Annotated in this window: 10 protein-coding genes, 1 other RNA gene and 1 pseudogene; 2 read left to right on the top strand and 10 right to left on the bottom strand. The window is 36.3% G+C overall.

The genetic code is table 11. From position 1 onward, the window contains the following. Nucleotides 1-70 precede the first annotated feature (70 nt). Nucleotides 71-580 carry a thiol peroxidase gene (gene tpx / locus MUN42_RS01285; protein WP_243342469.1) on the top strand — a complete coding sequence of 170 codons (510 nt, stop codon included), beginning with the start codon at nucleotides 71-73 and terminating at the stop codon, nucleotides 578-580. Between the two features lie 3 nt (nucleotides 581-583). On the opposite strand, the gene MUN42_RS01280 is transcribed toward tpx, so the two are convergent. The 7 genes from MUN42_RS01280 to dnaG all read right to left on the bottom strand — a co-directional run bounded on the left by MUN42_RS01280 (nucleotide 584) and on the right by dnaG (nucleotide 8,630). After that, on the bottom strand, nucleotides 584-1,363 hold the full coding sequence (locus tag MUN42_RS01280; RefSeq protein ID WP_243342468.1) for a bifunctional 5,10-methylenetetrahydrofolate dehydrogenase/5,10-methenyltetrahydrofolate cyclohydrolase: 780 nt from the start codon (nucleotides 1,361-1,363) through the stop codon (nucleotides 584-586). A gap of 67 nt (nucleotides 1,364-1,430) precedes the next feature. Next, on the bottom strand, nucleotides 1,431-3,128 hold the full coding sequence (locus MUN42_RS01275) for an SH3 domain-containing C40 family peptidase (protein ID WP_243342467.1): 1,698 nt from the start codon (nucleotides 3,126-3,128) through the stop codon (nucleotides 1,431-1,433). 231 nt (nucleotides 3,129-3,359) lie between these two features. Beyond that, nucleotides 3,360-3,697: RNase P RNA component class A (gene rnpB / locus MUN42_RS01270), an RNA gene on the bottom strand. Between the two features lie 35 nt (nucleotides 3,698-3,732). Further along, on the bottom strand, nucleotides 3,733-4,503 hold the full coding sequence (locus tag MUN42_RS01265; RefSeq protein ID WP_243342466.1) for a Nif3-like dinuclear metal center hexameric protein: 771 nt from the start codon (nucleotides 4,501-4,503) through the stop codon (nucleotides 3,733-3,735). Then, on the bottom strand, nucleotides 4,485-5,177 hold the full coding sequence (locus tag MUN42_RS01260; protein WP_243342465.1) for a class I SAM-dependent methyltransferase: 693 nt from the start codon (nucleotides 5,175-5,177) through the stop codon (nucleotides 4,485-4,487). Before MUN42_RS01260 ends, MUN42_RS01265 begins: the two co-directional genes overlap by 19 nt. Beyond that, nucleotides 5,177-6,979 carry an RNA polymerase sigma factor RpoD gene (gene rpoD / locus MUN42_RS01255; protein ID WP_243342510.1) on the bottom strand — a complete coding sequence of 601 codons (1,803 nt, stop codon included), beginning with the start codon at nucleotides 6,977-6,979 and terminating at the stop codon, nucleotides 5,177-5,179. The genes MUN42_RS01260 and rpoD overlap by 1 nt, the downstream gene beginning before the upstream one ends. Further along, on the bottom strand, nucleotides 6,972-8,630 hold the full coding sequence (dnaG, locus tag MUN42_RS01250; protein WP_243342464.1) for a DNA primase: 1,659 nt from the start codon (nucleotides 8,628-8,630) through the stop codon (nucleotides 6,972-6,974). Before dnaG ends, rpoD begins: the two co-directional genes overlap by 8 nt. 193 nt (nucleotides 8,631-8,823) lie before the next feature. Between dnaG and MUN42_RS01245 the strand changes: the two genes are divergently transcribed. Next, entirely contained in the window at nucleotides 8,824-9,675 is an 852-nt protein-coding gene (locus MUN42_RS01245) for an AraC family transcriptional regulator (protein WP_243342463.1), read from the top strand. 202 nt (nucleotides 9,676-9,877) lie between these two features. Here the strand turns inward: MUN42_RS01245 and MUN42_RS01240 are convergent, their stop codons facing one another. From MUN42_RS01240 to tuf, 3 genes and pseudogenes are all read right to left on the bottom strand, one after another. Continuing rightward, nucleotides 9,878-10,507: a transporter associated domain-containing protein gene (locus tag MUN42_RS01240; protein ID WP_243342462.1), complete on the bottom strand. Its 630-nt coding sequence runs from the start codon at nucleotides 10,505-10,507 to the stop codon at nucleotides 9,878-9,880. Further along, entirely contained in the window at nucleotides 10,507-11,838 is a 1,332-nt protein-coding gene (locus tag MUN42_RS01235; protein ID WP_243342461.1) for a putative glycoside hydrolase, read from the bottom strand. The genes MUN42_RS01240 and MUN42_RS01235 overlap by 1 nt, the downstream gene beginning before the upstream one ends. A gap of 68 nt (nucleotides 11,839-11,906) precedes the next feature. Beyond that, nucleotides 11,907-12,053, bottom strand: a pseudogene (gene tuf / locus MUN42_RS01230) (elongation factor Tu); the annotation flags it as partial.

The raw sequence follows: 12,053 nt of genomic DNA, 5'->3' as shown, positions 1-12,053 counted from the left end.
AAATATTACCTTTAATTTTTTTAAACATATATGATATAATTATAATAGTTAAATTAAGAAAGGACGTGCCATGACTAGAAGAGCAAAATTTGGAGAAGTAAATATCACTCTTGACGGTGAAGAACTAAAGGTAGGCGATAAAGCACCAGAATTTAAGGCTATCAACAAGGACCTTAGCGACTATATTTCTAGTGAAGATGATGGCAAAATTAAACTAATTTCTGTAGTCCCATCTATAGATACTTCAGTTTGTGAAATCCAAACATCAATATTCACCAAGGCTGCTAAGGAATTTTCTGATAATGTGGTCCTTATCACCATATCAAACGACCTACCTTTTGCTCAAATTAGATTTTGTAATGTAAAGGATATCGAGAAGAACAAATTCGTTTCAGACTATATATATAATGATTTTGGTAAGAAATATAATACAATAATGAACGAACTTCAATTACTTAATAGGTCTGTCTTTGTAATAGATAAGGACAATACTATCCACTATGTCCAATACCTATCACAAAACAGTGAGCTTCCTGATACTCAAAAAGCAATAGAAGCCGTCAAAGAACTTGATAAATAAGATTTATAATAAAGATTCTAGTAGGGATAGGGTTGTTATAGCTCCTATTCCTTTTTTGTTAGTCAAAACATCTATATCCATATCTTCAAGGCTATCATAGTCGATATCCCCATAAATTTTCCCATCTAGGACAGATGTACCCACATCAATAAGGGTCATATTCTCCCTAAAGTAGGACCTATCAAAATACTTGGCCTTGCCTATGGCTGATATAAAAATATCAGCCTTTTTGATAATTTCTTTTCTATTTTGGGTAGATGAATTAATTACAGTAAGGGTTGCTCTTTTGGTAATTAGATATAAGGCGAGGGGCTTACCTATAATTTCGGTGTTGTTGGCAAGAACTATATTTTTGCCAGTCAAGTCCTCAAACCTATCCTCCAAAAATAAGGTTACTGCCTTAGCTGTGGCTGGCAGATATTTTTTATCCCCCTTCATGGCTAGGCCCTTGGACTTGTAGGTAAAGGCATCAAGGTCCTTAAGTTTAATATTATTCTTTAAGTAGGACAAGTCTTCATCTCCGAAGGGTGATAGGATTATAAAACCATAGTCTTCTGGGAAAGAATTTATAAAGGATAAGATCTCCTCTTGGCCTTCCTTGTCAAATTCCTTGTCTATATAAGCAATCTCAAACTTCTCACACCTTTTTATTATGGCATTTTTATAAGATAAAACCTCTTCACTTGGATTTTTTGATAGGATTAGGATCTTGTTTTCTGTTTTTTCACTTTGTAATTTTTCGATTAGTCTTTTCTTTATATTATCACTTGTTAAAATATTCATTATCTTCTCCTCACATAAGAAAAGACCTCAATTAGGATGTCCCAATAAAGGTCTAAATAATTATCGATTAAAATATTCTTCTTGCTCCAACTAGTGTGCTTTGATAATAGCTGTCATAAACATTACTATAAATAACTCCAGTTGATGGTGTTGAAGCGTGGATGAAGGTTCCATCTGAACTTGTTACAATACCAACGTGGTCAATTGCTCCACCACTTGTGAAGAATACCAAGTCTCCTGCTTGTAGGTTGTTTACGTCTACTTCATAACCATAAGAATATTGAGCTGCTGATTGGTGAGGTAGGCTTACTCCTACTTGGGCATAGGCATAACGAGTTAGGCCTGAGCAGTCAAAACCTGTTGATGGATCTGATGCACCCCATACATAAGGATAGCCAATAAATTGACTTGCTGCATTTACTGCACCTAGAGCTGATCCATTGTTAACTACAGGGATTTCTTCTTCGTATGTTTCTTCAACTACATCTTCTGGACTTTCTACGACTTCTTCTACTACTACTGGGTCTGCTTTAACTTCTGTATCTGATAGGTAGTCCATTGAGATATATCCCTTAGAACCATTGTAATCTATCTCTAGGAATGATCCTTCTGTATTTCCTTCAAAATAATCTCCCTTGTTGACAGATCCTATGATGTTGCCACCTGCACTATCACGTACGTTAAGAATTTCAGTATTAACCCATCCTTGATAGTAGTAAGTTTTATTTTCAGCTTCTTTTTGAGCCTTTTCTTGGGCTAATCTTTCTTCTTCAGCCTTTTTAGCTTCGGATTCTTTTTGAGCCTTTTCTTGGGCTAATCTTTCTTCTTCGGCTTTTTTAGCTTCTTCTTGGGCTAATCTTTCTTCTTCAGCCTTTTTAGCTTCGGCTTCTTTTTGAGCCTTTTCTTGGGCTAGTCTTTCTTCTTCAGCCTTTTTAGCTTCGGCTTCTTTTTGAGCCTTTTCTTGGGCTAATCTTTCTTCTTCAGCCTTTTTAGCTTCAGCTTCTTTTTGAGCCTTTTCTTGGGCTAATCTTTCTTCTTCAGCCTTTTTAGCTTCAGCTTCTTTTTGAGCCTTTTCTTGGGCTAGTCTTTCTTCTTCAGACTTTACTAATTCTTCAGGATAAGTATCGCTCAAAAATTCTTCTTTTAGATAACCATCTTCAGTTTCTAAGAATCCATCCTTTGAGTATCCAACAATTTTTGATCCTGCAGTTAGATAGCCTATGACATTATTTTCTTCTAGGTCTTTTGAAGATCTAATGTTTAATAATGGAGTATTTACGTATTTTACAACTTCCTTATTATCTTCTTCAGTATCCTCTTGGTAAGCTTCTTCTTCGTAAGCCTCTTCTTCCAGAGTTTCTTCTTCAACTGGGAGTTCTTCTACTACTTCTTCTTCGATTTCTGCTTGGCTTGTTTCGATAGCTTCTACAGGCTCTTCTTCTAGGCTTACTTCTTCTTCATCAGCTCTTACTTCTACTAAAGTTTCTCTTGCAGCTTCTTCTACAAGTTTAGCGAAATTTTCTTCTTTTTCTTCCTTAGTTTCTACTTTAGTATTTTCTCCAACCTTTGTATTAGCGACTTCTTTGCTATATTCTGCCTTAACTAGGTCATAGTCGTTATAAGTTGCTACATTGCTTACGTCATTTAAAACTGAATTTGTTTGTTGATCTTGGTCTAAATTATCAAGGGTTGTGGCATAGGCACTAGCCCCTGCTGTAAGTGCTGCTACAATTGTAAATGCTGCACCTATATTTTTCTTTTTCATGAGTCCTCCATCATAACATTTTAATCAAAATAATATATATCAATTCTAGGTCAAGATAGACCTTCTAATTTATAATCTGCTAATATTTTATATCATTTTAACAAAAGTGTCAAGAAAAAGTTACAAAAAAATTACACTTTTTCTTTTATAATCTCCAATCCTTGTTTGTTAGACAAACAAAAAAAGACTTTTCCAAAAAAGTGTAACATTTATTAAATATATTTAACAATATGTAGGAGCAAATCTATAAGCCGTGTTCTGTCTTAGATAATCATCTGTCTAGGCCTACTGTCACCAATAGGCTCAAGCGAACTACCATACCGGACCGTGTCGAGCCAACATCCTACTGTCCTATTCGTTCTTACACCGGATGGGGTTTACATAGCCTATGTATCACTACATAGCTGGTGAGCTCTTACCTCGCCATTCCAACCTTACCGCAAAAGCGGCGGTATACTTTCTGTTGCACTTGCCTGAAGATCACTCTTACTTGACGTTATCAAGCATCCTCGCTCTGTGGTGCACGGACTTTCCTCGTGATATAATCCCGCGATTATCCGATTTACTCCATATTAGAATATACTATTTATTTAACATTTATCAATTAATAAAACTCCCTAAAATTATCTCCCTTAGCATAGGTAAAGGCCTCACCAGGGATGATCTCATTTACTTCTTCTGCAAGCTTATAAATAACGTGGTTTTCACTAGCATAGTGGCCAGGGTCTACTATTATTATTCCTTCATTAGCAAGGTCCATTCCGTCATGGTATTTGACATCTCCAGTTATAATCATATCGCAAGACTTAGCTATAGCATCTTCTATTACATCTCTCCCTGCTCCTCCACATAGGGCGATTTTTGAGACCTCTTTCTTGGTATCTCCATAGACTACAAGGCCTGATGCCTGGAGTTTTTCTTTAACAAAGTTTAGGTAGTCTCTTGCAGGTATTTTGTCAATGAAACCATACCTACCAAGGCCTGGAAACTCACTTGCCTCTAGGGGCTTTACTTCTCTAAGACCCAAAATTGCAGCGAAGTTATCATTGAGGCCATCATCAGCCATATCCAAGTTGGTATGGAAGGCATAGACACTTATATCATTTTTGATTAACTTTTCTAATTTTTTATAGAAATTTTGGCTTAGATCTATTGATTTTACTCCATTAAACAAATATGGGTGGTGGTTAATAATTAGGTTGCAACCCTTGTCAATAGCCTTATCTATCCCCTCTTCCTCAAGGTCTAGGGAAATTAAAACATTTTTTACATCATTGATGGGATTTCCTACTTGAAGACCTGAATTATCCCAACTTTCTTGTAAGTCAAAGGGATATCTTTCTGCAAGTTTTTCTATCACTTCTCTAATTTCCATATTTCATATACCTCCTCTATGGCTTGGATTTTTAAATTTATCTTGTCTAAGGCATTTTTGTCTGAAGAATTTTTTATAATCTGGTCTCTAAAAAAGAGGTTTTTCTCATAGTCTTCCCTTAGTTTCTCCTCCAAAATAGGAGACCTATTGGCTATATCATCCTTTGGGTAGTAGGTCTCAGACAGTTTTGCCTTGGGAGCCTTACCGGTCCTTACCTTAAGGATGTCATAATACTTTTCCTTCTCTAGGGACATAAAGTCTCTTTCTATATAGAAGTTATTTGCAAGCAAAAATTCCCTGAGCTTTTCTGTATTTACATTGCTTTCAAGGATCATGTAGTCTAGGTTGTGGGCAAAGTCTAGGTCATTGTTTATAATATCTATGATAGTATTAGCCCCCATGCCGGCAATTATAGCTACTTGGTTGGGCTTTTTTTCTAATCCCTTAAAACCATCAGTTACATAAGTTTGGATAACCTTTTTTAATTCATCATCCAAGGCCTCTCTTAGCTTGTTAAGGGATTTTTCTGAAATATCTGTCGCAACTATATCGCTACTTATCTTATTTTTCGCTAAATATAAAGGAACCAATCCATGATCAGTTCCTATATCAATAACACTTTTATTTTTATCTACGAGTTTTATTATATCTTCTAATCTTCTTTTATCTTCCATTATAAAAAGTCTTTCAAAATATCGCTCTTGTTAGGGCTTTTTAGCTTCCTAAGGGCCTTGGCTTCTATCTGCCTAATCCTCTCTCTTGTTACATCAAATTCCTTGCCTACTTCTTCTAGTGTCCTTGGTGTTCCATCAATTAAACCAAATCTTAATTGTAATACACGTTTTTCCCTAGAGCCTAGGCAGGATAATACATCGTTGAGCTGTTCACGAAGCATGGTGTAGTTGGCTGCCTCTCCTGGGTCTATGGCAGTGTCATCCTCTATAAAATCTCCTAGGTGGCTATCATCTTCTTCCCCTATTGGAGTTTCTAAGGAAACAGGATCTTGGGAAATCTTTCTAATCTCTTGGACCTTTTCTACCTCGATTCCCATTTGCTCTGCTATCTCTTCGTTTGATGGGTCACGACCCAGGTCTTGGACTAATTGCCTTTGGACTCTGACCAATTTATTGATAGTTTCTACCATATGGACTGGGATTCTTATAGTCCTTGCTTGGTCTGCTATGGCACGGGTTATGGCTTGCCTAATCCACCAAGTGGCATAGGTTGAAAACTTAAAACCCCTACTATAGTCATACTTCTCTACTGCCTTCATAAGACCCATGTTTCCTTCTTGGATTAGGTCCAAGAAGCTCATACCACGGCCCACATATTTTTTGGCAATAGATACTACAAGTCTAAGGTTAGTTTCAGCCAATTTTTGCTTGGCAGCCTTAGAAATAATTACAGCCTTCTTAAGTTCCTTAAGGCCATCTTCGTCAAGCTTTTCTCCCAGGGTAATCTTGTAGGCCAAGTCCCTTATACTGATAAATTCATCGAGTTCCTTTAAGTATTCGTCATCAATAAGATTGCCATCCCTAATCTCTTGACTAGTTTTGGCTATACTTAGTAGGTCTTCTAGGATCATCCTATCGTTAGTCTTTAATTGGTCCTTGTTAATGGCCTTGGACAAGATATCATTAAAGAAATTGTAAACCAAAGAAACAAATTCTTCGTTGTCAGTTATATTTAGCATGTGGTCAAAGGAATCGAACAAATCACACAAGGAGTTTGCTTCAGTAACTTCAAGGTCATCATTTTCGATACTATTTTGAGCAATAGAGCAAATCATAACCTTGGCCTTCAATTCTTCGACCTTCTTACTATCGAGATTCCCCTTCATAAGGGTATCAAAGAGCTGACCCATACTAATAATACTGTCTACTTCCTTGGTGAGCCTATCATCAAGTCTTTTATCCCTTACCAGTTCATCATTGGCAGATTTAAGAATCCTAGCTAGGTCGCCAAAGAAAATATCATTAGCAAGCTTTAATTTATTTTGCTTGTTAAACTTTACATTATTTAATTTTTTCTTGGCAATATCACCGATTTCTATCCTACGGGCTAGGAGGATTTCTTCCCTAGCTGTAAGGAGGTTGACCTTGCCTATCTCCTTGAGATACATCTTGACAGGGTCATCCACCTTGATGCCTGTCATCATATCGTCACTGTTTTTCTTGAGATCTTCTTCTACCTTATTCTCATCTATATCATCATCGTCATCGATATTCTCATCATCGATTACTTCATCCATTTCTTCTTCAAGAAGGCTTTCAGATTTTTCTACAATCTCAATTCCTAAGGATAGGATTTCATTTATGACAAGCTTCTTACTCTCATCATCCATATCCTTGAAATTTTCAAATGTTTCTATTTGTGAATAAGTTATTACACCGTCTTGGGACTCGCTTATCGATTTAAATTCATCGATAATTTCCCTAAGAACGTCATCAAGCAACTTATTTTGATCACTAGTCATCATTAATCCCCTTACTAAGACTTGTTACTTTCAAATTTTTAAGCCTCTTTTTCCTATTATACAAATTAATCTTATCAATTAATTCATCTGGCAAAATAGGATTGGTATTATCTCTTATATAATCTAGAATATACTTATAGTCCTTATCCCCTAGATCAAACTTACTTGCATCTTTATCTCTTAAAAAAGCTCTGACATTTTTAATCTTTTCATCTTGGATGACTTCCTCAAAGACATCCTTGTGGGCCTCATAGTCGGACCTTTGATTAAAAAATAGCCTCAAAACTTCTAATTCATTTATGTTAAATCCCTTGTTAGTATTCTTAACAATAACCTTATCTTTTCTCCTAAAAGTCTCTTTTTTGCCTTTAGAATCAGTATTTTTATTATACCTTTCTATAGAAGCTTTTAAAGTTTGCTTATCTATATCAAAGAGCTTAGAAACCTTGTTAATAAAGATCTCTTGGGTCAGATCGCTCCTTATAGAAGCGAGAAATTCTATAAACAAGTCAAGCTTATCAAACTTCTCATTTTCGGCTGCCTTGGCATAGGAATCAAGGATATTTTCATATTCATAATTATAGGAGTCGCTAGCATCTACCATCTTCTTCTCAAAGGCATCCTTGCCAAACTCTTTTACAAAATCATCCGGATCATAACCATCATCTAGGCTAATTATCTTAGGGTTTACCCCTATATCTCTCAAGATGCTTATAGCCCTTTTGGTAGCCTTGATACCAGCCTTATCCCTATCATAGCTTATATATACCTCATCGCTGTATCTCTTAAGGAGCTTGGCCTGATCTTCTGTTAGAGAAGTCCCAAGGGATGCTACTGCTATATCAAGCCCCCTATTATTTAGGGCTATAACATCCATATACCCCTCAACCAAGATTATATCTCGTCTTTTTTGCTTCTTAAAGACATTTAGTCCATAGAGATTAAAACGCTTCTTAAAAACATCATTTTCAGGTGAGTTAAGATACTTTGGCAGAGCATCAGTCAAGGCCCTTCCACCAAAGCCAATAACCCTACCCATATTATCTATGATAGGAAAGATGAGCCTATCCCTGTACTTATCATAATAGGTCCCCTTGTTAGACTTCTTTATAAGACCAAGGTCAACTAGGTCTTCCTTCTTGTAATTCTTACTCTCTATAAAATTTAGCAAATCATCCCAACTGTCCTTGGCATAGCCCAGCATAAAGCTATTGACAACCTTAGAAGATAGGGACCTTTGCTTCAAATAACCTATGGCTCTCTTGCTAGTCAAGAGGTTTTTGTAGAAAAACATCATCACATCCCTATTAATTTGGTAGAGCCTCTTATTCTTAGAATTTTGCCTAGGGTCTTCGCTAAAGTCTATAGAAATACCTGCCTTATCTGCTAGAAACTTCATACTTTCTGGATAAGACAAGCCTTCTTTTTGCATTATAAAAGAAACAACATCTCCACCTGCCCCACAACCAAAGCAGTGAAATAATTGTTTCTTATCATCTACTGTGAAGGATGGAGTTTTTTCGTTATGAAATGGACAAAGACCCTTATAGGAAGACCCAGACCTCTTCAAGTCAACATATTCCCCTATAATATCTACAATATTAGAGCTTTGCAGTATTTCATTTATCTTAGCATCCGAAATTAAACTCATTTTATCACCTAGTAAAATTATACTAATAGTAAGGACCTTTTCAATTTATAAAATTTAGCCTAGATTACTTGCCTCAATTAAAGCTAATACAAAGAAAGTTAATGAATTTTTAATTATTAAAACGTTTTTATTTGAATTAATTACCACTAATGTGCTAAAATATAGATATACTAAACGTTTATAGGGGAAGCAAATGCAATACAACGAGGAAATCATTTCTAATGATGATAAGGCAATAAACGATGAAGATTTAAATATTAGGGTTCTAGATATCATGGATTGTAGGTATAAATATGACATGCCTTCCAAAATATGGTTTCGTCCCTTTGTCTACTTCTATTTTATAAAAGAAGGAGAAGGAATATTTTTTATAGAAAATGATGCTATAAATGTAAGAAAAGGCGACCTCCTAATATTAAATTCCAATATAGGTCATAATATTTCTGTTAGTGATGAAGTTAGCACGATAAGGGTCCAAGGTTTTGGAGTTGAAAATATTGGTATAGGTAAGTCTGACGAAGACGAAAAGGAACTATCCTACTACTATATTAAAGATTACGAATTCCAAGATATGAGATCTAAACTTTTTGAAAAGATAACTACAGAATATGAGAGAGCTTGTCCTTACAACACATCTATGGCCAACGCCCTCGCTACAATCTTTATAGTAGGGCTAATTAGAAATAACGAACAAAAACTTGAAGTAATATCTGATGTCAACTTGAACAGCCAAATAAGCTTCATCAAATCCTACATCGACAAAAATTTTAAGCAAAATATAAAACTAGACGACCTATCAAACATCGCCTACATGAACAAGTACAACATCATAGCTGAATTTAAAGATACCTATAGTCTAACACCTATAGACTACCTAATCCTAAGAAGAATAGACGTTGCCAAAAACTTAATAATAACAACCAACCACCCTATGGATCAAATAGCTGAAGAAGTAGGCTTCAACTCCCAGTCCTACTTCAACCAAGTCTTCAAGAAAAAAGTAGGAGTAACCCCCTACCAATACAGAAAAAAACATAGACTATAAAAATCGACCTGGAATTTTATTGGAGGCAAGCCCGTCCGGCTCTGGGAGGCAAGCCCGCCAGTTCATGGAGGACAACCAGTCTAGCTCGGAGAGTACAGCCCCTCCGGCTCTTTGAGGACTAGCCCGTCCGGCTCGGAGAGGACTAGCCACTAAAGGATATTCCCCCTCAAAGACCACTTCAAAATTCTAGGACGATTTTTCTTTAATTTTCTTCTATCCTAACTCTTTTTATAGTTTCATTTTCAATAGTTACTATCCTGTAGACATATTCACCATATACTATAGTAGAATTTTCGTGGATTACTCTCACATCCTCACGACTTGCAAGGTCATATATCAGCTCTCCTAGGGTATATGATGTTGTAGGTAGATTCATATTAAAGTCCCTATTTATCCTCTCTATAGGCATAGATGCATCAAAGGTGTTATCTATCTTAGCCAAAAGTTTTTTATCTGAAAGAACAAATTTCATTACCAAAAATATTATAGCAACTGATATAGTTCCTATCAAAATATCTGTTAGTCCTTGGGAATATACTAGCATCTTGCGGGCTATAACAAAGAGGATGAGGGTTAGGATTGACTCATGGCTCCTTGTTAAGATCATAGCTATTAGCTCAATTCCTACTATAAGGAGGAGGGCGTGTTTCAAGAATTCATTCATCAAGAAGTATGAATCTGATAGCTCTCCAGCCCTAAAAAAGTCTATTATATAGCTAACTAGCTTGGGGATCCCTGCTACAACTCCTGCTATTACTATAAGGCATACGGCAAATTCTATGATGCTTGCTACCTTTTCTATAAAAATATTAGCATCTCTATGTTTTTTCATTAGTATTCCACATCCATTGTGTAATCAGATGATGCATTCCAAAGCAAAAATTCCTTTTGGCCTGAATCATAAATAGCTTGAATTTGAGCTTCAACTGCTTCTTTATCATATTCCATCCAATTACCCTCTCCTATCCAAGTAGCTGTGAAGTCCTGGATCCATGGACGGGATAATGGCTTATGTTCTATGTTAGATAGGTATTTTTGCTCAGCATCTAAGTATCTTTTGACAAGTTCATATGGCTCTAGATCTGGTTTTTCGATATCAAAGGACCAAGCTCCCCAGTGGGATGGATAAATCATTGAACTCATTATATCGGTTTGGTTACTCATTTCTCCAAAGTCTTGGCCTATACCGTCAGCCCTACCTACTTGTAAGGCATAACCAAAGACGTCTATAGATATCGGTACATTTAGCTCTTGAAGTTCTTCCCTAGCACGTTTTACAAAACCAGTAATAGCGGAAACTCTCTTGTCCCCTTCTTCCATATCGGCATTTTCATATTCTCCCCTTGAGTATTCTAGGGTATCACCAAAGGTTTCAAAGCCCTCAGCAAATCTTACATAGTCGAATTGGATTTCATCGAAACCAGCCTTGGCTGCAAGCTTGGCAATTTTGATATCATAGTCTTGGACTTCATTCAGGAATGGATTCATAAAGGCTTCTTCAGCACCATTTTTCCATAGGCTACCATCTTCTAGAGTAAAGCCCCAATCTGGATGCTTTTCTGTTATGATAGAGTCCTTAAAAGTTGTAATCCTACCTATAACATAGATTCCCCTATCATGCATATCCTCTAAGAAGCTTTCTGGGTCTATGATATCAATTTTAGAATAAGTGATGTCTTCATCGTCTGTTTCAAAGTTCATAGTAACATTGCCCCAGTCGTCCTTGATATCAATGACTACCGCATTTAGCCTAGTATCTTCGATTAAGCCTATAATCTTATCAAAGGTTGCAGGATCGTTTACTGAATATGAGTTAAAGTAAAGTCCCTTGACTCCATCTTCTGGATAATACTCACTCTTCTTATCTTCTAATGATAGGAGTCTTGAAGTATCGTAGTCCATATTATAATCATCTGGGGTCACTCCAACCTCATAAGGTACTCCCTCTTCGTGTTCTAGTGCTTGATTAACTAGGCCCTTTTTATCTTGCTTTGCTTTATCCTCAGATGGATTTTCCTCTTCCCCGCTGGACACTTCTGCCTCTCCTACTGCCTTATTCTCGCTTACTTCGATATTTTCCTCTACTGGCCCTTTATTTTCAGAAAAATTACATCCAGCCAAAGCAAATGTTAAAGCAAGCATTAAGGGAATTATTTTTTTCATATTATCTCCTTAATCAAGAAAGGCGAACCCGAAGGTCCGCCAATATTGATATTAATTCTTTATGAGAGTTACTTAACTACTTTAGTAACAACTCCTGATGCTACTGTTCTTCCACCTTCACGTACTGCGAATCTTAGTCCTTCTTCTAGAGCTATTGGCTTTTGTAGAGTTATCTTGAAGGTTGCGTTGTCTCCTGGCATTACCATTTCTACGCC

This window comes from Anaerococcus sp. AGMB09787 (assembly GCF_022808955.1).
In the GTDB taxonomy this organism is placed as follows: Bacteria; Bacillota; Clostridia; order Tissierellales; family Peptoniphilaceae; genus Anaerococcus.
This window is presented reverse-complemented; position numbering and strand designations above follow the sequence as displayed.